The sequence below is a fragment of the Nocardiopsis sp. NPDC055551 genome, assembly GCF_053619415.1.
This window is the reverse complement of sequence record NZ_JBSHJJ010000018.1, coordinates 15396-41994: the sequence shown is the minus strand read 5'-3', so window position 1 is coordinate 41994 and position 26599 is coordinate 15396. Positions and strand designations below refer to the sequence as shown.

24 protein-coding genes and 1 tRNA gene are annotated in these 26599 nt (G+C 68.5%); 13 read left to right on the top strand and 12 right to left on the bottom strand.

Going from position 1 to position 26599, the window contains the following annotated elements; translation table 11 throughout:
* Positions 1-121 precede the first annotated feature (121 nt).
* Both ACWGSK_RS26615 and ACWGSK_RS26610 read left to right on the top strand, forming a co-directional pair.
* Positions 122-979, top strand: coding sequence for a DUF5753 domain-containing protein (locus ACWGSK_RS26615; protein ID WP_358511134.1), 858 nt, complete (start codon positions 122-124; stop codon positions 977-979).
* A gap of 11 nt (positions 980-990) precedes the next feature.
* Positions 991-1338, top strand: coding sequence for a DUF397 domain-containing protein (locus ACWGSK_RS26610; RefSeq protein ID WP_358511137.1), 348 nt, complete (start codon positions 991-993; stop codon positions 1336-1338).
* A gap of 115 nt (positions 1339-1453) precedes the next feature.
* On the opposite strand, the gene ACWGSK_RS26605 is transcribed toward ACWGSK_RS26610, so the two are convergent.
* The 3 genes from ACWGSK_RS26605 to ACWGSK_RS26595 form a co-directional block, all read right to left on the bottom strand.
* Positions 1454-2374, bottom strand: a complete 921-nt coding sequence (locus ACWGSK_RS26605) for a universal stress protein (protein ID WP_452457094.1) — start codon at positions 2372-2374, stop codon at positions 1454-1456.
* Positions 2375-2465: 91 nt separating this feature from the next.
* On the bottom strand, positions 2466-3383 hold the full coding sequence (locus ACWGSK_RS26600; protein WP_358511143.1) for a universal stress protein: 918 nt from the start codon (positions 3381-3383) through the stop codon (positions 2466-2468).
* Positions 3384-3469: 86 nt separating this feature from the next.
* Positions 3470-5179: a MinD/ParA family ATP-binding protein gene (locus ACWGSK_RS26595; protein ID WP_452457093.1), complete on the bottom strand. Its 1710-nt coding sequence runs from the start codon at positions 5177-5179 to the stop codon at positions 3470-3472.
* 186 nt (positions 5180-5365) lie between these two features.
* On the opposite strand from ACWGSK_RS26595, the gene ACWGSK_RS26590 reads away from it, so the two are divergent.
* Both ACWGSK_RS26590 and ACWGSK_RS26585 read left to right on the top strand, forming a co-directional pair.
* Entirely contained in the window at positions 5366-6334 is a 969-nt protein-coding gene (locus ACWGSK_RS26590; RefSeq protein WP_358511149.1) for an NAD(P)H-quinone oxidoreductase, read from the top strand.
* A 33-nt stretch (positions 6335-6367) separates the two neighbouring features.
* On the top strand, positions 6368-6919 hold the full coding sequence (locus tag ACWGSK_RS26585) for a bacterial proteasome activator family protein (protein ID WP_358511152.1): 552 nt from the start codon (positions 6368-6370) through the stop codon (positions 6917-6919).
* 98 nt (positions 6920-7017) lie between these two features.
* Here ACWGSK_RS26585 and serS read toward each other — a convergent pair whose 3' ends face one another.
* Positions 7018-8301 carry a serine--tRNA ligase gene (serS, locus tag ACWGSK_RS26580; RefSeq protein ID WP_358511155.1) on the bottom strand — a complete coding sequence of 428 codons (1284 nt, stop codon included), beginning with the start codon at positions 8299-8301 and terminating at the stop codon, positions 7018-7020.
* Positions 8302-8446: 145 nt separating this feature from the next.
* On the opposite strand from serS, the gene ACWGSK_RS26575 reads away from it, so the two are divergent.
* The gene (locus ACWGSK_RS26575) at positions 8447-8617 is read left to right on the top strand and encodes a hypothetical protein (protein ID WP_190318449.1); all 171 of its coding nucleotides are present in this window, start codon (positions 8447-8449) and stop codon (positions 8615-8617) included.
* Between the two features lie 37 nt (positions 8618-8654).
* Here the strand turns inward: ACWGSK_RS26575 and pheA are convergent, their stop codons facing one another.
* The 7 genes from pheA to ACWGSK_RS26540 form a co-directional block, all read right to left on the bottom strand.
* Complete coding sequence (pheA, locus tag ACWGSK_RS26570) at positions 8655-9602, bottom strand: prephenate dehydratase (protein ID WP_358511158.1); 948 nt, start codon at positions 9600-9602, stop codon at positions 8655-8657.
* Between the two features lie 38 nt (positions 9603-9640).
* The gene (locus ACWGSK_RS26565; protein ID WP_358511161.1) at positions 9641-10252 is read right to left on the bottom strand and encodes a DUF4446 family protein; all 612 of its coding nucleotides are present in this window, start codon (positions 10250-10252) and stop codon (positions 9641-9643) included.
* Positions 10253-10294: 42 nt separating this feature from the next.
* Positions 10295-11143 (bottom strand): glycosyltransferase family 2 protein, encoded by an 849-nt coding sequence (locus tag ACWGSK_RS26560; protein ID WP_358511164.1) that lies wholly within the window; start codon positions 11141-11143, stop codon positions 10295-10297.
* 5 nt (positions 11144-11148) lie between these two features.
* Positions 11149-11505 carry an STAS domain-containing protein gene (locus ACWGSK_RS26555; protein ID WP_358511167.1) on the bottom strand — a complete coding sequence of 119 codons (357 nt, stop codon included), beginning with the start codon at positions 11503-11505 and terminating at the stop codon, positions 11149-11151.
* 120 nt (positions 11506-11625) lie between these two features.
* Positions 11626-12231, bottom strand: coding sequence for an ATP-binding protein (locus tag ACWGSK_RS26550; protein ID WP_452457092.1), 606 nt, complete (start codon positions 12229-12231; stop codon positions 11626-11628).
* Positions 12232-12453: 222 nt separating this feature from the next.
* The gene (locus tag ACWGSK_RS26545; RefSeq protein WP_358511172.1) at positions 12454-14379 is read right to left on the bottom strand and encodes a PAS domain S-box protein; all 1926 of its coding nucleotides are present in this window, start codon (positions 14377-14379) and stop codon (positions 12454-12456) included.
* 67 nt (positions 14380-14446) lie between these two features.
* The gene (locus ACWGSK_RS26540) at positions 14447-14779 is read right to left on the bottom strand and encodes a rhodanese-like domain-containing protein (protein WP_358511175.1); all 333 of its coding nucleotides are present in this window, start codon (positions 14777-14779) and stop codon (positions 14447-14449) included.
* A gap of 78 nt (positions 14780-14857) precedes the next feature.
* Between ACWGSK_RS26540 and ACWGSK_RS26535 the strand changes: the two genes are divergently transcribed.
* A complete protein-coding gene (locus ACWGSK_RS26535) occupies positions 14858-15415 on the top strand; it encodes an SSI family serine proteinase inhibitor (RefSeq protein ID WP_452457091.1) in 558 nt (185 codons plus the stop codon).
* 308 nt (positions 15416-15723) lie between these two features.
* Complete coding sequence (locus ACWGSK_RS26530) at positions 15724-18150, top strand: beta-xylosidase/alpha-l-arabinosidase (RefSeq protein WP_452457090.1); 2427 nt, start codon at positions 15724-15726, stop codon at positions 18148-18150.
* Positions 18151-18960: 810 nt separating this feature from the next.
* On the opposite strand, the gene ACWGSK_RS26525 is transcribed toward ACWGSK_RS26530, so the two are convergent.
* Positions 18961-19043, bottom strand: a tRNA-Leu gene (locus tag ACWGSK_RS26525).
* A gap of 226 nt (positions 19044-19269) precedes the next feature.
* On the opposite strand from ACWGSK_RS26525, the gene ACWGSK_RS26520 reads away from it, so the two are divergent.
* The 6 genes from ACWGSK_RS26520 to ACWGSK_RS26495 all read left to right on the top strand — a co-directional run bounded on the left by ACWGSK_RS26520 (position 19270) and on the right by ACWGSK_RS26495 (position 26547).
* Positions 19270-20034, top strand: a complete 765-nt coding sequence (locus ACWGSK_RS26520; protein WP_449289443.1) for an FhaA domain-containing protein — start codon at positions 19270-19272, stop codon at positions 20032-20034.
* A 293-nt stretch (positions 20035-20327) separates the two neighbouring features.
* Positions 20328-20825, top strand: a complete 498-nt coding sequence (locus ACWGSK_RS26515; RefSeq protein ID WP_452457106.1) for an FHA domain-containing protein FhaB/FipA — start codon at positions 20328-20330, stop codon at positions 20823-20825.
* A complete protein-coding gene (locus tag ACWGSK_RS26510; RefSeq protein ID WP_452457089.1) occupies positions 20822-22189 on the top strand; it encodes a Stp1/IreP family PP2C-type Ser/Thr phosphatase in 1368 nt (455 codons plus the stop codon). The genes ACWGSK_RS26515 and ACWGSK_RS26510 overlap by 4 nt, the downstream gene beginning before the upstream one ends.
* Before the next feature lie 4 nt (positions 22190-22193).
* A complete protein-coding gene (locus tag ACWGSK_RS26505; protein WP_452457088.1) occupies positions 22194-23600 on the top strand; it encodes an FtsW/RodA/SpoVE family cell cycle protein in 1407 nt (468 codons plus the stop codon).
* Entirely contained in the window at positions 23597-25057 is a 1461-nt protein-coding gene (locus ACWGSK_RS26500) for a peptidoglycan D,D-transpeptidase FtsI family protein (RefSeq protein WP_358516151.1), read from the top strand. Before ACWGSK_RS26505 ends, ACWGSK_RS26500 begins: the two co-directional genes overlap by 4 nt.
* Positions 25057-26547: a serine/threonine-protein kinase gene (locus ACWGSK_RS26495; protein ID WP_452457087.1), complete on the top strand. Its 1491-nt coding sequence runs from the start codon at positions 25057-25059 to the stop codon at positions 26545-26547. The genes ACWGSK_RS26500 and ACWGSK_RS26495 overlap by 1 nt, the downstream gene beginning before the upstream one ends.
* Positions 26548-26599: the final 52 nt, after the last annotated feature.

Here is a 26599-nt window from a genome sequence, read left to right as displayed (position 1 = left end):
AAAGAAGTCTACGATTTTGAGCGTTGACATCTGACCAGGAAGCATGGTGCGTGGAATGTCTGAAAATTCACTCCGAAGCGTAAGCTCGCCGAGTCAGCATCGAATCAAGGAAGGTGCACAGGTGGCCGCCAGCCCCACACTTCGCCGACGCAGACTGGCCCGCCGGCTCCTCCAACTTCGGGAGGAAGCAGGCCTCACCGCCAAGCAGGCAGCGGCAGAAGCCAAGAAGACGGCACCCGACAAGAGCTGGTTCGAAGCGAAGATCACCCGCATCGAAACCCGAAAGATCCTTCGGGTACGCGACGCCGACCTTCAGGTACTCCTCGACGTGTACGGGGTGACCGACCCGGAGCAGCGGGAGGCCTACCGCAAGCTCGCCCGTGAGGCCGCCACCTCCGGATGGTGGTACGGCTACCGGGACATCCTCGGCACAGGTACCTACATCGACCTGGAGAACGAGGCCAGTCACGTCCGGACCTACCAGGGACAGCACCTGCCCGGCTTGTTGCAGACCGAGGCTTACGCTCGTGCCATGATTCGGGCCGGTGGCGTGACGTCCGAAGAGGAGATCGACCGTCGGGTCGAGGTACGGATGATGCGTCAGCATCTACTGTCCCGGGGCGATGCCCCTCAGCTGTGGGCGATCATCGACGAGACCGCTTTTCGTAAACTGCCCCCAGTTGTGGCAGCCGACCAGATCCGGCATCTCATCGCCGTACAAGGTACGTCCCTGCGGATCCAAGTTCTTCCGGACGCGGCAGGGCCACACGCCGGGATGGACGGCTCCTTCGTCATCCTGGATTTCAAGGCGGATCCTTCGGTGGTCTACGTCGAGCAGGCCGGCGGAGGCGGCCTGCTCATCGAGGAACCAGAACAGATCACGACCTACGAGACCGTCCTCGACCACGTCCAAGCCTCGGCGCTCAGCGTCGAGTCCTCCCGTACGTGGCTGGAGGAGCGGCTTAGTCAGATCGAATAGAGGACGCACCGATGCCCACCAGCGAACCCCACCTGAACTTTCACAAGTCCAGCCACAGCGCGAACGAGTCCGCTTGCGTCGAGGTCTCCGAGGGAGCGCGAACTCGCATTCGGGACACCCAGAACAGGGAATCCGGGTATCTCACCTTTCCCTCAGCGGAGTGGTCGACACTGCTGGAGCTCACCCGGGCCACCTGGAGGAAGTCCTCCTACAGCAGCGCCCGCGGCCAGGACTGCGTTGAGGTCGCCGATGCCCTCGGCGCGTCGGCCGTTCGGGACACGCAGAACCGCGAGGCCGGCCAGTTGGTCTTCCCTTCCAACGAGTGGGCCGCGCTGTTGCGCACAGCATCCCGCCCCTAGCGGAGAACGCAGAAGGCCCCGACCTTGCCGATCGGGGCCTTCGCGATGCTCACCAGAAGCATTATCCGAGAACACTCTATCCCGCTCCAGCGGTGTGGACAGGTGCCCTTGTCGACTAATCGTCTTCGTCGGCGTGCTTGGGCAGGACCACGACCGGGACCTTGGAGCGGTGCAGGATCCCCTGACTGACCGAACCCAACAGCAGGCCTCGGACGCTTCCCCTGCCCCGCGAACCGACGACGATGGCGTCGGCGTTGGTGTCCGCGGAGGCCTCCAGGAGGGCGTTCACCGGGTTGGACTGGGTCCGGACCACGGAGACCTGGATGTCGACGTCCTCACGCTGGTCGTCCATGACGTCGGCCAGTAGCTCGGCGACGAGCGCCTCGGACTGCTTCTCGAAGACGTCGTCCTGGGGCCGGTATCCCGCTGCGGACATGGCGACCGGGTCATACGGGAACGGCACCTCCCAGCTGTTGACGACGACCAGTTCACCCTCGGTCTCGGCGGTGAGTTCCACCGCCAGGCCCAGGGCACGGCGGGCGTTCTTGGAGTCGTCCACACCGACGACGACGCGGTCCAGCTTGGTCTTGGTGGGCTTGCCGTTCTCGGACGGCACCACCACGACGGGGCAGGGCGCCTGTGCGGAGACACGGACGCTGACCGAACCCACGAAGAGGGCTGCCACGGAACCGAGTCCCCTACTGCCCAGAACGATGAGGTCGTGCGGGTGGCTCTGTCGGATCAGCGCCAGCGGAGCCTCCTCCAGCGCGGTGACGGTCTCGACCGTCAGCGAAGGCTGCAGCTCCTCGGCCTTCTCCTTGGCCGCGGTGACGACGGCGTCCGCCTGGCCGGACATCTCGTTGGTCGGCTGGAAACGCTGCGGCCCCCCGTAGGCCGAGACGATCAGCGGCATCCCCAGGGCGTGGACGATGTGAAGTGAGACGCCGCGACGAACGGCTTCGGCCGAGGCCCATTCGAGCGCGGCCTGAGACTGGTGGGAACCGTCGACACCGACGACCACCTTGTTGTCTGCCATGAATCCCCCTTTTGCGCTGCTGCCCATCATCACCGAGTAGAGCAAATTCATGCGTGAACGGCACAGGCTGAAGGTCCCCGAAGTGTAGCCATTAGTCCGTTTCGTCCGAATGTGGTGGCAGGACCGCCACCGGGACCTTCGCGTGGTGCAGGACCCCCTGGCTCGTGGAGCCCATGATGAGCCCCCGCACCCCTCCTCGCCCACGGGACCCCACGACGATGAGGTCGGCGTCCCGCGAAGCACGGGTCAGCGCCTCGACCGGGTCGTCCTGCATCCGAACGGCGGAGATGTCCAGGTCCTCGGTCTGGTCGTCGACGACCTCGGCGAGCACGCCCGCGACGATCTCCTCGGACTGACGGTCGAACACCTCCTCGTGCATCGCCTCGGCGTCCGCCGCCAGGGACTCGGCGTCCTGTGGCAGCGGCACCTCCCAGCTGTTGACCACCTCGACGGAGGAACCCGTGAGCAGCGCGTGCCGCAGGGCGAAGCGCAGGGCCCGACGCGAGGAGTCCGAGCCGTCGACACCGACGACGACCTTGCCGTGATGTCGTTCGTCCCCGGCCTCGGGCACGACGACCACCGGGCAGGGAGCGTGCGAGGCCGTGCGGGAGCTGACGGAACCGAGCATGATGGCCCGGACCGCCCCCAATCCCCGCGAGCCGACGACGATGACGTCACCACGCGCGGCCTCGTTCAACAGGACCGCCGGCGCCTCCTCGGGTGCGAGGACGGTGGCGACGTCCAGGGAGGGACGGGCCCCACGCGCGTACTCCGCGGCGTCGCCCAGCAGTCGGTGCCCGGCCTCCCGCTCCTGTTCACCGGCCTTGTACCTCTCGGACCCGGTGTCGGCGAAGACGCCCATCACCATGGGCATGCCCAGGCCGTGCACGATCCGTAGTTGTTCACCTCGTCTGGCGGCCACCTCCGTGGCCCACACCAGCGCCGCGTGCGCGGCCGGTGAGCCGTCCACCCCCACGATGATCGCCGGTGGGCGCTCCTGAGCGTTCATGTCCACCCCTTCCCCTCCCTTCCATTGTCGTGCCCACCCGCCCGTAAACCAGGGGAGAGGGGCCCGGGCGTCGTGACACCCCCGGGTCAGCGGTGGTAGGCGAAGGCCTCACCGACGTTCGCGGCCAGTTGCAGGTAGGCGTCCTTGGTGGCGGGGGCCAGACGGTCGAGGTCGACCTCCGCGCCCTCCTCCAGGTGACCGTCCCAGGGGACCCGCACGACGGACCGGCATCGTCCGGCGAAGTGGTCCTCCAGACGGTCGAGGTCGACGCTGCTCTTGCTGTTGGAGCGCACCATGGACAGCACCACGACGGCACCGGCCACGAGAGCGCCGTGACCGTGCGCTTCGAGCCAGTCCAGGGTGGCGCTGGCGCTGCGCGCACCATCCACGGAAGCGGAGCTGACCAGCACCACCTGGTCGGCGAGGCCGAGGACACCGCCCATGGCCGAGTGCAGCAGCCCGGTGCCGCAGTCGGTGATGCAGATCGAGTAGAAGTGCTCGACGATGCGGGCGACCTCGCGGTAGTCCTCGTCGCTGAACGCCTCGGAGACAGCGGGGTCACGGTCGGAGGCGAGGATCTCCAACCGGCTGGGCGACTGGGAGGTGAAGCCGCGGATGTCGGCGTACCGCGACACCAGGTGGCGCTCGTTGAGCAGGTCGCGGATGGTGGCGGCGGTCTCCAACCGCACCTTGTCCGAGAGGGTGCCGCGGTCGGGGTTGGCGTCGACGGCCAGGACCCGGTCACCGCGCAGGGAACCGAGGGTCGCGCCGAGGGCGACGGTGGTGGTGGTCTTGCCGACGCCACCCTTGAGACTGAGCACCGCGACCCGGTGATGTCCGGTGGCGACGGGGGTGCTGGCCCGGGCGACGAGTTCGCGTTCGCGCAGGACCTTGGGAGACTCCCCCGGGTTGATCAGGCCGAGGCTGGCCGTGTGCACGGCGCGGCGCCACCCCCCGGTGGGCCCCTGGCGCCGGTTGCGGACCAGGGTGGCGGCGTTGAGCGCGTCGGAGGTCACCCCGGGTTCGTACTCGGATGGTGGAAAGGGCGAGGAAGTGCCCCGGGAGACCAGGCCACCACCGTGTTCCCGCGCCTCGGTGTTCCCCGTCGTCCCGGTGGGCTCGGTCGTCCCGGTGGGCTCGGTGCTCCCCGTGGTTCCGGCCGGACCGATCCGGCCACTCGAAACCTGACCGGAACGATCCCGAAGGGGTTCGGTTCGTTCCACCGGCTCCGGCGAGGCCACGTCCGACCGTTCGGTCCGCTCCGCTTCCAGGGGCGGGAGCTGCTCGGGTTCGGGGACGTCCGAGTCGCCTCGTATCCGGCGGGGGCCGAGCGGGTCCTGGTCCTCGCGGCCGACCCGGCCGGGTCGTGAGGGCCGTGGCGGAATCCGGGGCTCCTCCTCCCGCCACGGGGTGTCCCCCGGCCCGCTCCGGCGAATGCCGGGCATGAGCCGGACCGTGCCGCCACTCGTCTCCTCCGGCTCGTCGCCGGAGTCCTCGTCGTTCCCATCCTCGGCCCCGGCCACCGACTCCGCCTCTGGATCCGGTGCGGCGTAGGCGGTCCCGGGCAACGGCGGTGGGGTGTCCTCGGGCAACCGGGCGTAGGGCGGGGGCGGGGGAACCTCACCCTCGAACCCGCCGAACCACTGCTCGCGGGGGCTGGGGGTGGAGGGGCCCGGGGTGGACTCGGTGGCCGGTTCGTCGAGTTCCTCCGCAGCGCCCAAGGGACGCCGGATCGGCTCGGATCGGTCCGGCGACTCCGACTCCGCGCCTGTCCCGTTGTGTTCGTGCTGTGCCACCGGGGTTTCTCCTGCGTCAAGGGGCTTGCTGTGGAGGTGGGGCCCTCCCGGGGGGGAGATGTCGGGATCGAGCCCTCCAGGGGTCTCATACCCCTGCGAGCCCACCCAAGCATCCTTCCCGGTCACCTGAACAGTCTCCGACCGTTCCGATGTACTCCACGGGTCGGTCATGGATACTGTCGCCCCATGCACGCGATCCGAATCATCGAACCCGGGGGCCCCGAGGTCCTGTCCTGGTCAGAGGTACCAGACCCCGTCCTCAAGGAGGGTGAGGTCCTGGTGGACGTGGCGGCCACGGCGGTCAACCGCGCCGACGTCGCCCAACGCCAAGGCAACTACGCACCCCCGCCCGGAGCCTCCGAGTACCCCGGACTGGAGTGCTCGGGAACCATCGTCGAGGTCGGCCCCGGTGTCGAGGGCAGGTCCGTGGGCGACCGGGTGTGCGCCCTGTTGTCCGGTGGCGGCTACGCGGAACGGGTGGCGGTACCGGCCGGCCAGCTCCTACCGATCCCGCACGGCGTGGACCTGGTGGAGGCGGCGGCGCTGCCCGAGGTGGCCTGCACCGTGTGGTCGAACCTGGTGATGGCGGGCCGGTTGAAGGCCGGCGAGACCGTCCTGGTGCACGGCGGCGGCAGCGGCATCGGCACGTTCGCGATCCAGTTCGCGCGCGCCTTGGGCGCCCGTGTGGCCGTCACCGCGGGCAGCGACGAGAAGCTCGCACGCTGCCGAGAGCTGGGCGCCGAGATCACCATCGACTACGGGACCGAGGACTTCACCGAACGGCTGCGCGCCGAGGGCGGAGCGGACGTCGTCCTCGACATCATGGGCGGGTCGTACCTGGACGCCAACCTGCGTTCGTTGGCCACCAACGGCCGGCTGGTGATCATCGGCCTGATGGGCGGACGCCGTTCGGAGATCGACCTGGGCCGCATGCTGGCCAAACGGCTCTCGGTACAGGCGACCACGCTCCGTTCCCGCCCGGCCGCGGAGAAGGCGGAGATCGTCTCGGGAGTACTGGAGCAGGTTTGGCCGTTGGTAGAAAATGGAACCATCCGCCCCGTCATCGACCGTACGGTGCCCTTGCGGGACGCGGCGGAGGCACATCGTGTCATGGAATCGAGCGCGCACACCGGCAAGATCCTTCTCGCCCGTTGAACGCGTGCCGAACACAGCCGAACTAGGGGATCGATGAGCAACGCAGACGAACAGAAGGAGCCCCGGGTCCTGGTGGTGGGCGCGGACGCCGATCACGAGGACGAGGGGGGCGAGGGCGCGGAGGAGACGCGCTCGCTCGCGGACATGGTGGAGCAGCCCGCCAAGGTCATGCGGATCGGCAGCATGATCCGTCAGCTCTTGGAAGAGGTGAAGGCGGCTCCGTTGGACGAGGCCAGCCGCTCCCGGTTGAAGGAGATCCACACCTCCTCGATCAAGGAGTTGGAGGACGGTCTCGCACCGGAGCTGATCGAGGAGCTCGAACGGCTCACCCTGCCCTTCGCGGACGGAGCCGCGCCCAGCGACGCCGAGCTCCGGATCGCCCAGGCACAGCTGGTGGGTTGGTTGGAGGGCCTGTTCCACGGCATCCAGACCACCCTGGTCGCCCAGCAGATGGCCGCCCGTGCCCAGCTGGAGAACATGCGCAAGGCACTGCCGCCCGGCGTGGTCGGTCTCCAGACGCAGGGCCCCGGTGGCCCGGGTGAGGAGCAGGACCGTCCGAGCATGGGGTCGGGCCCCTACCTGTAGGTGTCGCGCCCCGAGCTCCGCCTGAACGAACGGGAGCCCGGAGGACCTCGGTCGAGGTCTTCCGGGCTCCCGCGTGTTCGTGTGCGAGCGTGGGCGAGCTACCTCTTCTTGCCCTTGGGCGCCTGGATCGGCTCCAGGACGTCCTTGCCCAGGTACGGGCGCAGCGCCTCGGGGACGACCACGGAACCGTCCTCGCGCTGGTGGTTCTCCAGGATGGCGACGATCCACCGGGTGGTGGCCAACGTGCCGTTGAGGGTCGCGGCGAAGCGCGGTTTGCCGTCCTCGTCCCGGTAGCGGACGTTGAGACGTCGAGCCTGGAAGTCGGTGCAGTTCGAGGTGGAGGTCAGCTCACGGTAGGTCTCCTGGGTGGGGACCCACGCCTCGCAGTCGTACTTGCGGGCGGCGCTGGTGCCCAGGTCGCCACCGGCGATGTCCACCACGCGGTAGGGCAGGTCGAGCTTGTCGAGCATCCGTCGCTCCCAGGCCAGGAGCCGCTCGTGCTCCTCGTGGGCCTGGTCCGGGTGGGTGTAGACGAACATCTCCACCTTGTTGAACTGGTGGACGCGGATGATGCCGCGGGTGTCCTTGCCGTAGGAGCCGGCCTCCCGACGGAAGCACGACGACCAACCGATGTACCGGTTGGGCAGGGCGTCCGCCGGCAGGATCTCCCCACCGTGGTACCCGGCCAGGGCCACCTCCGAGGTTCCGACCAGGTACAGGTCGTCCTCGGGCAGGTGGTAGATCTCGTCGGAGTGCTCACCGAGGAACCCGGTGCCCTCCATGGTCTCGGGCTTGACCAGGACCGGGGGGATCATCGGGGTGAAGCCCGCCTCGATGGCCTGGTTCATCGCCATGTTGAGCAGCGCCAGCTCCAGCTGGGCGCCCACGCCGGTGAGGAAGTAGAACCGGGCGCCGGAGACCTTGGCCCCACGCTCCATGTCGATGGCGCCGAGCATCTCGCCCAGTTCCAGGTGGTCGCGCGGGGTGAAGTCGAACTCGCGGGGCTCGCCCGCGGTCTCCAGGACCACGAAGTCGTCGACGCCACCCTCCGGGGCGCCTTCCTCCACGAGGTTGGGCACGCGGGCCAGGACGGTGTCGAGCTCGTCGCCCAGTCGCCCGGCCTCCGCCTCGGCCTCCTTGACCTCGGCGGCCAGGGACTTGGCCTTGGCCAGGAGCTCCTCGCGCTCCTCCGCGGACGCCTTGGAGACGGACTTGCCCACGCTCTTCTGTTCGGCGCGCAGGGTTTCGAACCGGGTCAGCGCGGAACGGCGACTGGCGTCCAGTTCGAGCAGTCGGTCGGCGACGGAGGGGTCCTCCCCGCGGGCCCGCTGCGATGCACGGAGTCGGTCGGGGTCTTCTCGAAGAGCGCGAAGGTCGATCACGCCTTGCAGGTTACCGCCCGCCCAGGTCCGACCCCACATCTTTTCCCCGCGGTCACGTCATGAACGGCCCGTTCCCCCGTCTTCCTCCTAGGAAGGGCCGCCGGGGAGAGACACCGGCGGCGCGTTCGGAGCTTGGGGGACTGTCGTGAAACCGCTGGGTGAGATGACGACCGGGGAACTCACCGAAGCCCTGGAAGCGCTGGACGACGCGGGTTCGCAGGACACCGCGCTGAGGTTGGCGCTGTACCTGGAGCTGCGTCGGGCCGCGACCGAGGAGTGGGTGTTCGACGAGGAGGACCTCTCCGAGACCGGTTGAGCGCACGGTCGGGGCGACCGCCGGTGGGGTGGTCGCCTCAGTCGATCTCGCCGGAGCGGACACGGGCGAGCCAGCGCTCCGCCTCCGCGAAGTCGGCGTCGGTGGCCGCGCGCGGCCGCATCGGCGGGTCGAGTTCGGTGCCCTTGCTGCGGCGCGGATAGCTGCCGAGGAACCGGACGTCACGGCAGACCCGGCGAATGCCCATGAGCGCTTCGCCCACCCGGGCGTCGGCGACGTGTCCTTCGGCGTCGATGCTGAAGCAGTAGCTGCCGAGGCCGTCGCCGGTGGGGCGCGACTCCAGGCGGGTGAGGTTGACGCCGCGGACGGCGAACTGGTTCAGCACCTCGATGAGCGCGCCGGGGTGGTCGTCGGCGATGAAGGCGACCAGGGAGGTCAGGTCCGCCCCGGTGGGTTCGGGCAGGGCCCCGGCCCGCGACAGGTAGATGAACCGGGTGGCGGCGTCGGAGCGGTCGCCGACCCCGGTGGCCAGTGCGTGCAGCCCGTAGCGTTCACCGGCGATGACGGCGCAGATCGCGGCCTCGTAGGGCGACCCGGGTTCGGAGACGGCGCGGGCGGCGGCCGCGGTGGAGGACACGGTGTGGGTGTCGGCGTCCGGGAGGTGCCGGGAGAGCCAGCCGCGGCACTGCGCGAGGGCGTGGGGATGGGTGGCCACCCGCTTGACGTCCTCGATCACGGTTCCGGGTCGGGCGAAGAGCGCGAACTCGACCGGAACCGCGGTCTCACCGGTGATGAGCAGGGGTTCGCCGTTGATGAGTTCGGCGATGGTGGTGGTGACTCCGCCCTCGACCGAGTTCTCCAAGGGCACGACCCCGCCGTCCACCGTGCCGGCGCGGACCGCGTCGAAGACCGCGGCCACTCCATCGCAGGGAACGCGGGCTTCCGCGGGCGCGTCGGGACGCAGCGCGCGTAGGGCGGCCTCGGTGAAGGTGCCCTCGGGGCCGAGGTAGGCGTAACGGTTGGGCATGCTGTTCAGGCTATACGGGACGTGTGGGCCGGGTGGGATCAGTTCCGGAAGTCGGGGGTCACGGGTTCCGCCGTCTCGGAGTCCGGATCCCTGGGTTCCGGGGCGCGCGCCTCGTCGGCGCCGTCGACGCACGACTCGGTCCCCTCCCCCGCCTCGGTCTCCCTCTCGGGTCCGGACACCACGGTGACCAGGTCCTTCTCCGATTCCACGAGTACGGTGTCGTCTTCTGCCCGTGCCGACCCGGGTGATGTCGCGCCGATCCCGTCGCCGAGTCGCGCGGACCGGATCACCTGGCACTCCTCGGGGCTGAGCCGGTCCTCGGACTCGCCTCGGGTGACGACCTTGGCGTAGGTACGGGTCTCGGTACGCCCGTTTATGGAGGTGACCACCACACCGTCGCCGTGGCTGTTGAGCAGGGCCAATGAGAAGGAGCGCGCGCCCGTCATCTCCTCCAGGGCGTCGTAGTGCAGCACCGCGATGTCGCGGATGGTGCACGGGTCCGAATCGGTGGCGTTGACGGCGAGCGCGCGTTTGGCCAGGGTCCGGTACTCGTCTTGGGCCTCGCGGGCCCGAAACAACGCGTAGCCGCCGACGGTGAGGCCGACCAGTCCGATGAGCAGTCCGATGAGAGCCAAGATGGTAGTGAACACAGCGCGAGCGTATCGCCACGCATAGCACCCATGTGGTTACTCTTAGCGTTTTTTGCGAGCAATCTGCCCGATTTTCCGAGGTATTTCCCGACCAGTGGCCTGCACACCATCGACCGTGCGTCCCCACGTCCGGTGCAGGGCCGGACGCAGCTCCCGGGAGGTCAACGCCCTGGCCACGTCCACGAACTGGTGCGCCCGGTGCATCTGGGCCCGCAGGTCCGTGCCGGTCGCCCGGTGCTCCAGGGGCACCTCGACCTCCACCACACGGAAGCCGGCGCGCAGGACGTCGATGCTCAGCCCGGTCTCCACACCGAATCCCTGGGCCAGTGGTCGCGCCGCCTCGAATGCCGAGCGGGTCAAGCAGCGCTGTCCGTTCAACGGCTGCTCCGGTTCCCAACCGGTGGCCTTGTGGACCCCGCCCCGGGCCAGGCTGACCACGAACCCGTGGCCGCCCAGGCGTAGACGAGTGGCGGGGAAGAGGGCGACGGTCATGTCCGCGACGCCCTCCAGCACCGGTGTCACCAACGGGGCGGCGCCCTGGGCGCTGTGGGCGAGGTCCGCGTCGAGGAACAGCAGGTGGCGCGGTGGGTAAGCGGTTCCCGACGCCGCCTCGTGTTCCTCCACCAGGCGGATCCCCTCCGCCCCGGTCTCCATGGCGGCGCCCTTGCCGCGGTTGCGGCCGTGCCGGAACACGCGGGCCCCGGCGTCCAGGGCCAGGGCCACGGTGTCGTCCGTCGACCCGTCGTCGACCACGACGACCAGGTCCACTCCGGGCAGCCCGCGCGCGGCGCCGACGGTCGCTCCGATGCGCTCGGCCTCGTTCTTCGCGGGAATCACCACCGCGACGGACGCACCGGCCGCCTCTCCGGGCCGGTACGGCTCCTGGGGCATGGCCGCTACTGTGCCGTGCCGGTTCCCGCGGCCACCGGCAACACGTCGAGGTCGGAGTGAATGGTGAAGACCTCGTGCAGCCCGGTGACTTCGAGGACCTTCATGACCGCGGGCCGGGGCGCCACGATCTCCAGGTCGCCGCCCTTCTCACGGGCGCGCTTCATCGCCGCGAGCAGGACGCTGATCCCGGTCGAGTCGCAGAACTCCGTCCGTGACATGTCCACGAGCAGCCGTCGTGTCCCTTCATCAAGGGAACCGACGAGCTCGTCGCGCAACTGGGGTGCCGTGTACAGGTCGATCTCACCGCCAACGGTTACCACCACGACGTCATCTTGAGACCGGCTCGATATCTTCAACTCCACAGTCGTGACTGTAGCGCCCATGACAGAGCCGGGCCACCTCGCCGACGGCGTTTCGCGCCATCAGTCAGGTTCATCCGCTCCTGAGGCCGTGACCAGGGACGGAAGCAGGAGTGAAGCCGGTCAGAGCAGGGCCCCCCAAGCCGGTTCGTCATGGTGGCCGTCCAGATCGAGTTCGACGACGCCTCGGTCTTGGTCACGACGTGCCCGCTCCAGGAGGGAGAGGGGTGAATCGGTCACGGCGTCGTCGTCATCGCTCGGCAGGTCGTCGGCGGTGATGTCCAGGACCGCCCAGACCGTGGTCGTGGTCTCGTCCATCTCGGTGCCCCAACGTCCGGCCAGGGTCTGGACGATGCCCAGGCCACGGCCGCCCAACCCGGAGATCGAGGGACGGGACACTCTCGGCATGGTGGTCGACCCCCCGTCGCGGACCGCGATCTCCAGCCGGGCGCCGGAGGCCTCCTTGTCCACCGCCAACCGCCAGGAGACACCGACCGTGTCGTCGGGCAGGGGGCCGGCGTGACGGAGCGCGTTGCTGACCAGCTCGCTGAGGATCAAGGCGGCGTCGTCGACCAGGGAATCGCGGATCCGTAGGGATCGCAGATCCGCGCAAAGGTCGTGTCTGGCGTCGGTGACACTTTCGGGAACGTAGGGAAGAGTGACGCTTCGCTCGACCTTTCGAGGATTCTGGGGGTCCTCGGCGTCGAGTGAGGTGTGGTCTCCTGTCACGGCTTTCGTCCCTGCGCGTTCGTGCTTATCAGCCGGCCCGGAACCCGACCGTTGTATGACGGCGAATTCCACCAGGGGTGGAAATGCCCCGAACACCCGGGGAGGAAACCAACCCCGAGGTGAAACTACGCACACGTGGCCCCTCGACGATGCGTTCGGCCCCCTCATCATCTGAATTCCAGGGTTTCTCGGGTTTCCTGAGACCACTGGGGCCCATGGGTTCTAGGCGCGGGCAGAGGGCACCCCTCCGCCCTCCCCCGTGACATGGGATTCGGACAGGACCACGTCCGGGCCGGGGTCCTCGCCCCTATGCCTGGGCACGGTGATCCGCATCCGGGTGCCCTTGGTCAACCGGTGCGCGGTGACCTCACCACCCTGTTCCCGGACCAGCTGGCGCACGATGTACAGACCGATACCGAGCCCGCCGTAGCCTCGCCGGTCGCCCCGCTCCCCACTCTGGAAGAACCGCTCGAAGATCTGTTCCTCGTCACCGGGGTCGATGCCGATGCCCTCGTCGTCCACGTGGATCGTGAGCGTGTCCTCGTCGACGTCCACGTGGACCCGCACCAGGCCGCCATCGGGCGAGAACTTCAGCGCGTTCTCCAACAGCTGGTCCATGACCATGCCGGTGACCAGGGGATCTCCCACGGTGCACAGCGGGCCCTCCGAGTCCAACACCAGTTCCTGGCTCTCGGCCAACGGGCGGAACGCCGCCACGGACTGGCCGAGCAGTTCCACCAGGTCGAACGGGACCCGGTCCAGGGTCATCTCGCCGCTGGCCACGTCCGAGCCCAGCCGCAGCCGCTCCACCAGCTTGGCCAGGGCACGTGCCCGGTCGAGGATGATCTCGCTGGCCTCCTGGCGCCCGGCCGGTCCCAGCCGTTCGCCCTTGCGGGACAGCATCGCCGCGTACCCCTGGATGACCGTGACCGGGGTCCGCAGTTCGTGCCCGGTGCTGGCCAGGAAGAACTCGCGTTCCTCCTCCAGGGCCTTCTGCGCGGTGATGTCGCGAAAGTCCACCACCCATTCGTCGGTGCTGGGGATCCTCGCCATGAGGATCTCCAGCCAACGCCCGCCCTCGTTCTTGTGCTTGACCGGGTCACCGTGGGCCACCGGGATGGGGAAGGGCGGGTGTTTGCCCTCCATCTCCTCGAAGGTGTAGCCGGTGAGCTCGGTCGCGGAGCGGTTCCACTTACGGACCTTGCCGTTGATGTCCAGCACCGCGATCCCGTCCGCGCTGGAGTCCGCGACCGCCTGTTCCCGCGCCCGCTGCAACTTGAGTTCCTCGTAGGCCATCGCGTTGCCGATCGCCACCCCGGCGTGCGACGCCAGGAGTTCCAACAACTCCAGCTCCACGTGCCCGACCTTGCGCCGGCTGTACAAGGCGTACAGCGCGCCATAGGGCCGCCCCTGGGCGTTGGACACGCACAGGGCGATGGTGTGGAGTCCGGGCAGGTCGGCCCAGATGAGGTCCTCCAGGCTGCGGGTGTCGCTGTTGGCCAACAGCACGGACTTGCCGCTGCGCAACAGTTCACCGAACAGGCTGGTCTCCAGCGAGGCGCTGAATCCGTACAACTCGCCGGACAGGTGGGTGAGGCTGACCAGCCGCACCTTGTCCTCGTCCAACAGCACGAACCCGCCGGCGTCGGCGCCGGTGAGCTCGGTGAGGCTGCTGGTGATCCGGTCCAGGACCGACTTGAGGCTGAGGTCGGCGTTGATGTCGGCGACGACGTCGGTGAGCCGACGGACCAGGCGGGCGCGTTCCATCGCCGAGGTCTGCGCCTGGGACTCCTTCTCCCGGGGGTAGAGGACCAGCACCCACCCGGCGTGCCGACCCTGGTCGTCGTACACGCACCCGGTGCTGACCCGCACGTCCAGGGCGGTCCCGTCCCGGCGCGTCCTGCGGCTGAAGATGGTCAACGGGGTTCCGGCGCGCACCTGTTCGAGCACCGCGCCGTGCTCGGGCCTCAACTCCGGCGGGACGATCGGCAGCTCGCCACCGATCACCTCGCCCGCGGACCAGCCGAGCATCCGTTCGGCCGCCGGATTCCAGAAGGTGACTCGGCGCTCGCCGTCGATACCGATGACCGCGTCCGCCGAAGAGGCGAGCATGGCTTCGGCGCTGAGGGGCGCGCGCTCGGAACTCACGTCGTCATAGTGCCACTCGCGAGCCTCCGAGTGGCAGGCCTTTGCGTAATCCGTCCGGATTCGACGCTCAGATCACACGGGGCTCGCTGTCCGAATCGGTCTCCATGTCCCGTCCGGCCTGCTCCCAGGCCTGCATGCCACCGGCCACGTTCACCGCGTCCCAGCCGGCCTGGTTGAGCGCCATGGTGGCCTGGGCCGAACGCCCGCCCGCGCGGCAGACGACGTAGACCTTCTTGTCCTTGGGCACCTCGGCGACGCGCTCGCCCAGCGCGCCGAGCGGAATGTGCACCGCGTCCGGCGCGTGCCCCGCGTTCCACTCGTCGTCCTCGCGGACGTCGAGGAGGTAGACGCCCTCGGGCACCTCGCCGACCAGCACCTCTGCGACCTGTTGACCGAACATGTGACCCCCTGTGTCAGGTGTGTACAAAGAATGTGAGAACCGGAGGAACCGAGTGATCCGGGTCTCCGTCAAAGCGGTATGCGTATGCACACCTTCGCAACGGCCCTGCCGACCCGCCTCGCCGCTCTCGCAGCCCTTGGCCTGCTTATCACGGCCTGCGGCAACGAGCCCGCCGAGGTGGAAGCACCCGCCCCCGGCGCGGAAGCCCCCGAAGAGACCGAGACCGAGACCGACGAAGACGATGAGGACGCGGAGGACTCCGAGAACTCCGAGGACGCCGAGGATACCGACGGTGGCGATGCCGCCGTGGAGCTCGTGATCGAGACCTCGGTGTCCGGTGAGGACGGCATGCCCGTCCAGGAGGGTTTCGAGGAGGGCACGTGGACACTGACCTGCGCGCCCGTCGGGGGTGACCACCCCGACCCCGAGGCCGCCTGCGCCGCGATCGACGAGATCGGTACCGAACCGTTCACCATGGACACCTCCGACATGGCGTGCACGATGCAGATCGGTGGCCCCGAAGAGGCCCGGGTGACCGGTCACGTCGAGGACACCGAGATCGACACCGAGTTCAACAAGCGCAACGGTTGTGAGATCGAACGCTTCGGCGACGTCGAGGCCGTCATCACTCACTGACCCCCACCGATCCGAGGGCCCCGAGGCCCCGAGGGGCGGACCGACCACCGGTCCGCCCCTTTTCCATGCGTCGTTTCTCCTGGCCGAAAGTTTCGGAAACCCGTCGGGCCCGGCTTTCCCCGGGCCTCGCCTCACCCACCTTCGATGGCGCTTGACGGGTGGGGCCTCTCAGAAAAGGGTGACCCGCACCTCCGAAGGGGGTTGACCCTGCGGGGACGTGAACGTACATTCACCGGCAACAAGTTTCGCGAAAATTTACGAAACTTTCGGAGCATGCCGGCCACCCCGGCGTACCCCGTGTCCCCACCATGGAAAGGCACTCCTTGACCAGGTCATCCGCTCGCCCCACCGACACACCCCCGGTGACGGCCGGCCAGCACTGGCAGGACCCCACCGCGACGACCGACGAGCGCGTGGAGTCGCTCTTGTCCGCGATGACCATCGAGGAGAAGGTCTCCCAGCTGTACGGAGTGTGGGTCCAGGCGAGCTCCGGCGGCGGACCCGTCGCCCCGCACCAACACGACATGTCCCAGGAACCCCCCGCCTGGGACGAGGTCGTCAAGGACGGGCTCGGCCAGCTCACCCGGCCGTTCGGCACCGTCCCGGTCGACCCCACCGAGGGCCGCGCCTCCCTGGCCCGCAGCCAACGCGAGATCATGGCCGCCAACCGCTTCGGCATCCCGGCCGTGGCCCACGAGGAGTGCCTGGCCGGATTCGCCGCCTGGACCGCGACGATCTACCCCGTGCCCCTGGCCTGGGGCGCCTCCTTCGACCCACCGTTGGTCGAACGGATGGCCGCGCAGATCGGCCGGAGCATGCGCGCGGTCGGCGCCCACCAGGGACTGGCCCCCGTGTTGGACGTGGTCCGCGACACCCGTTGGGGCCGTACCGAGGAGACCATCGGCGAGGACCCCCACCTGGTCGGCACGGTCGCCACCGCCTACGTCCGCGGGCTCCAGTCCAGCGGGATCGTGGCCACCCTCAAGCACTTCGCCGGCTACTCGGCGTCCCGTTCGGGCCGCAACCTGGCACCGGTCTCCATCGGCCCCCGCGAGTTCGCCGACGTCATCCTGCCGCCGTTCGAGATGGCGGTCCGCGACGGCGGGGCCCGATCGGTGATGCACGCCTACAACGACAACGACGGGATGCCGGCCGCCGCGGACGAGGGCCTGCTCACCGGGCTCCTTCGGGACACCTGGGGTTTCGAGGGAACCGTGGTCGCCGACTACTTCGGGGTCGACTTCCTGCACAAGCTGCACGGGATCGCCGAGTCCCCGGCGCACGCGGGCGCCTTGGCCCTGTCGGCGGGCGTGGACGTCGAACTGCCCACCGTCCACTGCTACGGGGACCTGTTGGTCGAGGAGGTCCGCGCCGGCCGCGTCCCCGAGGCGACCGTGGACCGGGCCGTCCGAAGGGTCCTGCGCCAAAAGTGCGAGCTGGGCATGCTCGATCCGGGTTGGTCCCCGGAGGGTGACGAGGACGCGGGCATCGATCTGGACCCGACCGAACACCGCGCGCTGGCCCGCCGGCTCGCGGAGCGGTCCGTGGTGCTGCTCGACAACTCCGGCGCCGCCCTGCCGTTGCCGGACGCCGGAGACAACGGCGTCGCGGACGTGGCGCTGATCGGCCCGCTCGCGGACACCGAGGACGCCATGCTGGGCTGCTACTCCTTCCCCGCCCACGTGGGACGCCGCCACCCCGGTACTGAGACCGGGGTCGCCATCCCCACTCTGGTGTCGGCGCTTCGCGACGAGCTGCCCGGGCACCGGATCACCCACGCCGAGGGCTGCTCGGTGGACGGCGACTCGGTGGGCGGGTTCGACGCGGCGACGGAGGCGGCCCGCTCCGCGCGCGTGTGCGTGGTCGCCCTCGGAGACCGCTCCGACCTGTTCGGCCGCGGCACCTCCGGAGAGGGCTGCGACGCCACCGACCTGCGTCTGCCCGGGGTCCAGCAGGATCTCCTGGAAGCACTCGTCGACACCGGAACCCCGGTGGTGGCGGTGGTGTCGAGCGGTCGCCCGTACGTGCTGGGGCCGGTGGCCGACCGTCTGGCCGCCGTCGTCCAGACGTTCCTTCCCGGGGAAGAGGGCGGTCCCGCGCTCGCCGGCGTGCTCTCCGGTCGGGTCGAGCCCGGTGGGCGCCTACCCGTGTCGATCCCCCGGCACCCGGGCGGCCAGCCCGCCACCTACCTGGGGGCACCGCTGGCCGGGAAGAGCCAGGTGAGTTCGGTCGATCCCACCCCGCGCCACCCCTTCGGGCACGGCCTGTCTTACACGGACTTCGAGTGGACCGCCCCCGAGGTCGAGGGCGCTCCGGCCACGGAAACCGCGGTCGAAGTCGCCACCGACGGCGAGGTGACCGTCGGCTGCACCGTCCACAACACCGGTTCCCGAACCGGTTCCGAGGTCGTGCAGCTGTACCTGTCCGACCCGGTCGCCCAGGTGACGCAGCCGGTGCGCCGCCTGATCGGCTACGCCCGAGTCGACCTCGAACCCGGCCAGGGGTCGATGGTGCGCTTCAGCGTCCCCGCCGACCTGGCCGCCTACACCGGTCTTGACCTGCGACGCATCGTCGACCCAGGAGAACTCGTCCTCGATCTGGCCGCCTCCAGCGCCGACGTTCGGCACACCGTACGTGTACGGCTCACCGGCCCCACCCGGGTGGTCGACCACCGGCGTCGACTCGTCTGCGACACCCACGTGGAACCGCTCCTGGGCCGGACGCCACGCACCTGAGGAGGGAACCCCCGTCTCGCGCCTTTAGGCCTACGACCGGTTCGTCGAGGACGGGGGATCCGGGGGTTCCCCCACCGCGCACCGCCTCGTCCGAGGGTCACGTCGTCGGCCACGATCGAGCCGGTCCGCGACAAGGCCGTGGGGGGCATCACCACGTGCGGCGGGCGTCGTTCAACAGACGTCGTTCAACGGGCCGAGGGCGCTCAGAGGCATCCGAACGCACTTTCCCAGAGTGATGGAGGCCACTTATCGGACTCCCCCGCGCTCACCACCACAAAGGGATCCAGAACCGGCATGTGCGATGATCTCCGAACCCGGGACCTCGACGACACCACCTCGGCCCCACCCCGTGACCGGTTCCGGCCCCGGAGGGCGGGTTGCCCCGAACCTAACGATCCAAGATCGTTGATACCGCTTGTCCCCCATTACGGCCCACCCGAAAAGAGCCCCCATGAGCACCATCGACGCCATCAGGTGTCGCGCGACGAGAGGTGCCGGCCAAGGGCCGCGACCGAGCGGCGCACCGGGAGGTTCAGGGGCTCGCACCCCCAGAGGACACAACGAAGCCGACCCCGGAAGCAAGCGCAGCTTACGACCAGGGTCATCTAGAGTCCAGGGTCGTCCCGGGGGTCTGGGGGTCGCCCCCCAGAGGAGACAACGAAAACGACCCTGGGAGCAAGCGCAGCTTACGACCAGGGTCATCTAGAGTCCAGGGCCGTTCCGGGGGTCTGGGGGTCGCCCCCCAGAGGAGACAACGAAAACGACCCTGGGAGCAAGCGCAGCTTACGACCAGGGTCATCTAGAGTTGAGTGGGCGAGGAGGGATTTGAACCCTCACATCCTTTCGGACACACGGACCTGAACCGTGCGCGTCTACCGTTCCGCCACCCGCCCGAGTGACTTATCCAATTATAGTGCCAGGTGATCCGGTGTTCTTCCGGTTCGTCCTGGCGACAAGAAAAAGACTAGCACGGGCTGGAGGCGGCTCGCACATCGTTTGTGGACGGCCCCGATCGTGGCCGTTCGACACCGCTGCCGGGGGTGCACCTGAGACCAGGGGCGCCCCGGCCCGGTTACGATCGTCTACACATACGGAGTGGAGTACAAAGGGAGGTACCTCGTGGGAGTGCTCCAACGCTTCGAGCGCAGGCTTGAGGGCATGATCGAAGGCACCTTCGCGATGGCCTTCAAGTCGGAGCTCCAGCCGGTCGAGGTCGCGAGCGCCGTTCAGCGAGAGATGGACGAACGGGCCGCCATCGTCGCCCAGGGTCGGACACTGGTCCCGAACGACTTCATCGTCGAGTTGTCGGCCAGTGACAAGGAACGCCTGGAGGTGTACGCCGACAGCCTGGGTCAGGAACTGTCGAAGCTGGCCCGTGACTACGCCACCGAACAGGGTTATTCGTTCGTCGGTCCGGTGCGGGTGCAGTTCCGCTCGGACGAGGGCCTGAAGACCGGACGATTCCGGATCCGTTCCGGTGTCGTTCGCGGGAGTCTGGTGGAGGGCGGTGAGCTCCGCCAGCCGGTGGGCGATCCGGCTCCGGGCTCGGCGCAGCCCCAGACGGGTCGTCCTCGCCTGCTGATCTCCCCTGGTGGGGCGACGGCCGAGGGCAACATCGCCAGCCAGGGCATGCAGCAGTCGTTCGAACTGACCACGCCGGTGACCCTGCTGGGTCGCGGTACGGACTGTGACCTGCGCCTGGTGGACAACGGTGTCTCCCGTCACCACGTGGAGATCCGCGTGGACGGTGACGAGGTCATCCTGGAGGACAGGGGTTCCACGAACGGCACCTTCGTCAACGGGCAGCAGGTCAGGCAAGCACGGTTGGTGGACGGTACCCGGATCAGTCTGGGCCGCACCACCATGACCTTCCGCCGCGACTGACCGCTTCCCCGACAGGCCACCGATTCCGACCCCTCCCGGACCGCAACCAACCACCTCGCTTCGGCATCTGAGGGTTCGGGACCGGTGGTGGGCCGACAAGGGACCACTGTCGGAGAATCCGGCCGGGAGGGTAGTCTCCGCGAAGACCTGACCGATCGGGCACAATGGCCGCGGCCGGCTCTGGGTCGCGGACAGCGACCTGGACTCACCGACCCGAAGGTGGGGCAGACACGGTGGCGGCGCCGATGACCGCCACCCCGGCCGAAGCACGACAGGGGCTGAAGAGCAGTTCGATGTCCAACTTGACCCTCATATTGATCAAGATCGCGTATCTCGCGGTGCTTTGGCTGTTCGTCCTCATGGCGGTCGGCGTTATCAGTACGGACCTCTTCGGACAGTCGAAGAGGAAGTCCCGCAAGAAGAAGCCGCGATCGGCTCCGCGTCCCGCGCCGCGTCGTTCCCCTTCCTCCTCTCAGGGACGTTCACGGGCATCGCGTAACGAGCCCACGGTGCTGGCCGTGACCCAGGGCCCGTTGACGGGGACGACGATCAACCTCTCCTCCCAACCCATCCTCATCGGCCGCGCGCCCGATTCGACGTTGGTCATCACCGATGACTACGCGTCGGGGCGGCACGCGCGCGTTTACACCGAAAGCGGCCGCTGGTTCGTCGAGGACCTCAACTCCACCAACGGCACCTACCTCGGCCAGCAGAAGCTGAACCGCCCCCAGCCCATCACGGTGGGTCAGCCCATCCGTATCGGCAAAACCGTCCTGGAACTGCGCAAATGACAATCGCTCTCCGATACGCGGCGTACTCCGACGTAGGATGCCTCCGCGAAGGCAACGAAGACTCCGGTTACGCCGGCCAGCACCTCCTCGCGGTGGCCGACGGCATGGGCGGGTACGCGGGCGGAGAGGTGGCCAGCTCGATCGCGATCTCGTCGATCCGCAGCCTGGACACCTCCGACGATCCACGGGCCGAAGAGATGGCCGAGGTCCTGCAACAGGCCGTCGAGAAGGCCAATGAGTCCCTGGCCCTCCGGATCCGGCAGGAACCCCAGCTCGAGAACATGGGCACCACCCTGACCGCCATGCTGTGGTCGGGTTCACAGGTCGCCCTGATCCACATCGGTGACTCGCGCGCCTACCTCATGCGGGGTTCGCGGTTCGAGCAGATCACCCACGACCACACCTTGGTGCAGACCCTCGTGGACGAGGGCAAGATCACCGAGGAGGAGGTCGCCACCCACCCGCAGCGGTCCCTGATCCTGCGTGCCCTGGACGGCAAGACCCCGGTCGACCCGGACATCTCCATCAGCCGTGCCAAGCCCGGTGACCGTTACATGCTGTGCTCCGACGGGCTGTCGGGCGTGGTCAGCAAGAAGACCATCCACGAGACCCTGGCGACCGAGAGCGACCCGCGCGCGGCCGCCAAGAAGCTCATCGAGCTGGCGATCCGCGGCGGCGGTCCGGACAACATCACCACCGTGGTCGCGGACGTCATCGAGACGGACGACGACCAGGAGGGAGCGACCGTCGGCTCCCAGGTCGTGGGCGCCGCGGACCAGCGTGACGTGGCGACGGGCCCGAACGAGACCAGCCCCGCCAGACGGGCGCAGGAGCTGCGCGGCAACGGCGGCGACACCGCAGAGATGGACCCCATCGACGAGCAGGCGCCGCCCCCGACCGGTACGTACGGTGCTTCTCCCTACGAGGAGCACGCCTACGAGGCCTCGCCCCCTCGTGACCGGGACCCGGAGCCGGAGTACCGGACCCGTAGCTGGTGGCCGATCATCCTCGTCTTCGTCATCGTGGTCGGCGCGATCGCCGGTGGCGGCTACTACTTCGGTAGCCGGTACATCAATGACCAGTACTACGTGGGCGTCTCCGCCGACGGGGAGAACGTCAGCATCTACCGCGGCATCGACACCAACATCGCCGGGATCGACCTCTCCGAGGAGGTGGAGAGGACCGAGCTTCGACTGGACTCGCTCGCCCCCACCGACCAGGAAGCCCTCCAGAACAACATCGAGGCGACCGACCTCGCGGACGCCGAGGCGAAGGTCGAGGACCTGCAGGGCGAGGTCGAGAACTCCGAGCGGACCCGGACCGACTCGGGCGGCCAGGAGACCGAGACCGAGGAATCGGGGTGACCCATTGAGCACCACGAAACCTGAGGCACCGACGGCACTTCCGCCGGTCAAACGGCGCAACGCCGAGCTGGTCCTGGTCCTCATCGCCATCGTCATCATGATGAGCGCGATGGCCACGGCCGGGCTGAACCTCAACAACCAGGTCCCGGGCGCGATGTGGGGCTACGGCCTCATCTTCGGTGCGCTCGCCCTCGCCACGCACATGGCACTGCGGTTCATCGCACCGTACGCCGACCCCCTGATCCTGCCCTGCGCACTGTTCCTCAACGGGATCGGTGTGGCGATGATCTGGCGCCTGGACGCGGCCGACTCCGGGAACATCGAGCACGCCGGTATCGGCATGCAGCTGGTGTGGACCGCGGTCGGCATGGTCCTGTGCATCGCGCTGCTGTTCTTCCTGAAGGAACCGCGGATCCTACAGCGGTACACCTACCTCACCGCCCTCGCCGCGATCATCCTCATCGCGCTTCCGATGGTCCCGGGCCTGGGCATCAGCGAGTACGGTGCCCGCCGGTGGATCGGCATCGGGCCGTTCACCATGCAACCGTCCGAGTTCGCGAAGATCGCGTTGGTGATCTTCCTGTCCTCGTATCTGGTCACCAAACGGCAGGTGCTGTCGTTGGCGGCCAGGTCGATCAAGATCGGCCGGTTCAAGATCCTGGACCTGCCTCGCGCCCGTGACTTCATGCCGATGGTCGTCGGCTGGGTCGTGGCCATCGGTCTGCTGGTCATCAGCAAGGACCTCGGTTCCTCGCTGCTGCTCTTCGGCATCTTCCTGGCGATGCTGTACGTCGCCACCCAGCGTTCCTCCTGGGTGCTCATCGGTCTCACGGTCTTCATCGGCGCGGCGACCGCCGCGATGTACATCTTCTGGCACTTCCGCCAGCGTGTCGACATCTGGTTCCACGCCTTCGACCAGGAGGTCTACGACCGGGTGGGCGGTAGCATGCAGATCGTCCAGGGCATCGTGGGCATGGCCTACGGTGGCGTGTTCGGTACCGGTTTCGGTGGCGGCCAGGCGCACAACATCTTCGCCGCGGACAGCGACTTCATCTTCGCCTCGCTGGCGGAGGACCTGGGCCTGACCGGACTCATGACCATCCTGATCGTGATCTTCCTTCTGGTCCAGCGCGGTATGCGCGTCGCGCTGGCCTCCCGTGAACTCTTCGTCAAGATGCTGGCGAGCGGTATCGCGTTCGTTATGTGCTTCCAGGTGTTCGTGGTGCTGGGCGGCCTGACCAGGATCATTCCGTTGACCGGTATGACCACGCCGTTCCTGGCCGCGGGTGGTTCCGCGTTGATGGCCAGTTGGCTGATGATCGGTCTATTGCTCCGGATGAGCGACAACGCGCGCAGACCCGCGCCACAAGCCATCCAGGACGAGGGGGCCACACAGGTGATCCGACGATGAACACACCCATCCGACGCCTCAGCGTCTTCTCGATGATCCTGTTCGGTGCCCTGATGCTCCAGCTCACCTGGATCCAGGGCTTCCAGGCCGAGGCCATCCGAGACCACTCTCTCAACACCCGCCAGTACAGCGAACGGCTCACCGAGATGCGGGGACCCATCGTCGTCGGTGGGGAGAACGTCGCCTACTCCGAGAACATCGCCGCCGAGGACGACCCTGCCCGCTACCAGCGCGTGTACGAGGGCGGTCCCCTGTACACGCCGGTGGTCGGTTCCTTCCGCAGCTACGGCGCGGACGGCATCGAGAAGAGCGAGAACGCGCTGTTGGACGGCACCGACGACCGGCTCGCGGTGCGCAACTTCCGCGACGTCATCACCGGCCGTGAGCCCGAGGGCGCGCGCGTCGAACTCACCATCGACCCCGCCGTGCAGCAGGCCGGTTACGAAGGCTTCGAGCAACTGGGCATGAACGGTGCCGCCGTCGCGATCGACCCGAGCAGCGGGGCGATCCTCGGCTCGGTCTCCTACCCCTCCTTCGACGCCAACGAGGTCGTGAGCATCGAGGAGATCACGGACGCGGTCACGAACTTCGACGCCTTGGCGGCCGACGAGAACCAGCCGCTGCTCAACCGGGCGCTGAGGGAGCGCTACCCTCCGGGTTCCACGTTCAAGGTCGTGACCGCCGCCGCGGCCATGGAGCACCTGGACGCCGGCCCGGACTCCACCATGGACGCTCCGGACACCCTGGAACTCGGTCACCCGCTGCCCAACGCCACCCCTGGTGGTACGTGCAACGGCGGGGATCCCGACACCCTGGCGCACTCCATCCAGATCTCCTGCAACACGTCGATGGCCAACTGGGCCATCGAGATGGGTGGTCAGGCCCTGGCGGACCAGGCGGAGGCCTTTGGGTTCCACCCGCAGGTCACCGAGGACGAAATGCAGGTTCCGCTGCCGGTCATCCCGAGCTACGCGCCCGTGGAGGAGGACCGCAACATCCTGGGCCGCGCGGGCATCGGTCAGTCCAACGTGGAGGCGACGCCGCTGCAGATGGCGATGGTGGCCGGGGGCGTGGCCAACTCCGGTGAGGTCATGCACCCGTACATGGTGGACTCGGTGCGCGACTCCGACCGCACCGTCGTCACCCAGACCACACCCGAGGTCTACAGCCAGGCCATGAGTGCCAGCACCGCGTCCGACCTGACGGACATGATGGTCCGGGTGACCGGACCGGACGGATCCGGAACCAACGGAGCCATCCAGGGCATGGACGTGGCCGGCAAGACCGGTACCGCCGAGACCGGCGGAGAACAGGGCACGCACAACTGGTTCATCGGGTTCGCCCCGGCCGACGACCCCCAGGTCGCGGTCGCGGTCGTCATCGAACACGGTGGCGGCAGCGGTGGCGAACTGGCCGCGCCGATCGCGCGAAACATGATGGAGGCAGTGGTTCTGTAGTGAACGCCTACGAACCGTCTTCCCGGAACGGTCCCGGTGACCTCACCGGGACCGTTCTGAGCGACCGATATCGGCTTGAGGAGCAGATCGGCTCCGGCGGCATGGGCACCGTGTGGCGGGCGACCGACACCCTGCTCAACCGTTCGGTGGCGGTCAAACTGCTTCACCCGGCCCAGATGGCCGAACCGACCGCGCGTGAACGGTTCCGCACGGAGGGCCGGATCACAGCCGGTCTGTCCCACCCGGGGATCGCTCAGGTCTACGACTACGGCGAGGAGCACGGGCGTGCCTTCCTCATCATGGAGCTCGTGGTCAGCGAACCCCTGTCGCAGGTACTGCGGGAACAGGGGGGACTGAGCTCGGACCAGACCCTCGACTTCGTGTGCCAGGCGGCCAAGGCGCTGGCCGCGGCGCACGCCCGTGGCGTGGTGCACCGGGACATCAAGCCGGGCAACCTGTTGGTGACCGAGGACGGACAGCTGAAGCTGACCGACTTCGGCATCGCACGCGGGGACATGTCGGTGACCCTCACCCAGACCGGCATGGTGATGGGCACGGCCCAGTACATCTCACCGGAGCAGGCGTCGGGACGACCCGCGACCGCGGCCTCCGACCTGTACGCGCTGGGTGTGGTGGCCTACGAGTGCCTGGCCGGGCAGCCGCCGTTCACCGGGGACAGTCCGGTGGCGTTGGCACTGGCGCACACGCGCGACGATCCGCCCTCCCTGCCCGAACACGTCCCCGCGGACATCGACGACCTCGTCTTCTCCATGCTGGAGAAGGACCCGGAGGATCGACCCTCATCCGCCGGGGAGGTCGCGCACCTCGCCGCGGTGATCCGCTCCAACGCCGGTACCGGACCACCCACCCCCTCCACCGGCTTCAACGGCATGGCCCAGACCAGGGTGGTCGGCGCGGTGCCCGATTTCGGTCCCCGCAGCGGCGCCACCGATCAGGTACGGCGAACCACCGGTCAATCTCCCGTAGCCCCTGATCAGGGCATGGATTCCACTAGGCTGGCGGAGAACCCGGACTCTGGTCGGCGGGTCAGGATGCCGGTCGTGCTCGCGGCCGTGGCCGCGACCGTCCTCATCGTGGGTGCGGCGGTGGCCGGGTTCATGATGGGTGACACCGGGACCGAACCGGTCAACAACAGCAACCGGCCGGCCGTCACCGACGAGTCCCCCGATTCCAGTCCCAGTGAGGAACCGGAGGAGACCGAGACACCCGAGGCCCTCGATCCGGTCCCGGACACCCCGGAGTGGACTCCGCCCCCTCAGGACTGGGACCAGACCGAGTCCCCGCCTCCTGGTGAGGGTGAGGAGGAATCTCCCCCGCCAGAGGACGACGTCACCGATCCACCAGAGGACGACGTCACCGATCCGCCCGAGGAAGAGGAACCCGGCGGAGAGAACCCGGGCGGAGAGAACCCCGGCGGAGGTGGCGGCGGGGGCGGAGGCGGCGACGGTAACAACGGGGAGGGACCCTGATTCCACTGCGAAGACCAGAGCCTGTGACCATGCAATGAGCGAGAGATGCTCA

What these genes read in the sequence shown, in the direction of transcription:
- ACWGSK_RS26610 (WP_358511137.1), top strand. Translation starts at nt 991, where the DNA reads ATGCCCACCAGCGAACCCCACCTGAACTTTCACAAGTCCAGCCACAGC.
- ACWGSK_RS26605 (WP_452457094.1), bottom strand. Translation starts at nt 2,374, where the DNA reads ATGGCAGACAACAAGGTGGTCGTCGGTGTCGACGGTTCCCACCAGTCT.
- ACWGSK_RS26600 (WP_358511143.1), bottom strand. Translation starts at nt 3,383, where the DNA reads ATGAACGCTCAGGAGCGCCCACCGGCGATCATCGTGGGGGTGGACGGC.
- ACWGSK_RS26590 (WP_358511149.1), top strand. Translation starts at nt 5,366, where the DNA reads ATGCACGCGATCCGAATCATCGAACCCGGGGGCCCCGAGGTCCTGTCC.
- ACWGSK_RS26585 (WP_358511152.1), top strand. Translation starts at nt 6,368, where the DNA reads ATGAGCAACGCAGACGAACAGAAGGAGCCCCGGGTCCTGGTGGTGGGC.
- pheA (WP_358511158.1), bottom strand. Translation starts at nt 9,602, where the DNA reads ATGCCCAACCGTTACGCCTACCTCGGCCCCGAGGGCACCTTCACCGAG.
- ACWGSK_RS26560 (WP_358511164.1), bottom strand. Translation starts at nt 11,143, where the DNA reads ATGCCCCAGGAGCCGTACCGGCCCGGAGAGGCGGCCGGTGCGTCCGTC.
- ACWGSK_RS26540 (WP_358511175.1), bottom strand. Translation starts at nt 14,779, where the DNA reads ATGTTCGGTCAACAGGTCGCAGAGGTGCTGGTCGGCGAGGTGCCCGAG.
- ACWGSK_RS26535 (WP_452457091.1), top strand. Translation starts at nt 14,858, where the DNA reads ATGCGTATGCACACCTTCGCAACGGCCCTGCCGACCCGCCTCGCCGCT.
- ACWGSK_RS26530 (WP_452457090.1), top strand. Translation starts at nt 15,724, where the DNA reads ATGGAAAGGCACTCCTTGACCAGGTCATCCGCTCGCCCCACCGACACA.
- ACWGSK_RS26515 (WP_452457106.1), top strand. Translation starts at nt 20,328, where the DNA reads ATGTCCAACTTGACCCTCATATTGATCAAGATCGCGTATCTCGCGGTG.
- ACWGSK_RS26510 (WP_452457089.1), top strand. Translation starts at nt 20,822, where the DNA reads ATGACAATCGCTCTCCGATACGCGGCGTACTCCGACGTAGGATGCCTC.
- ACWGSK_RS26500 (WP_358516151.1), top strand. Translation starts at nt 23,597, where the DNA reads ATGAACACACCCATCCGACGCCTCAGCGTCTTCTCGATGATCCTGTTC.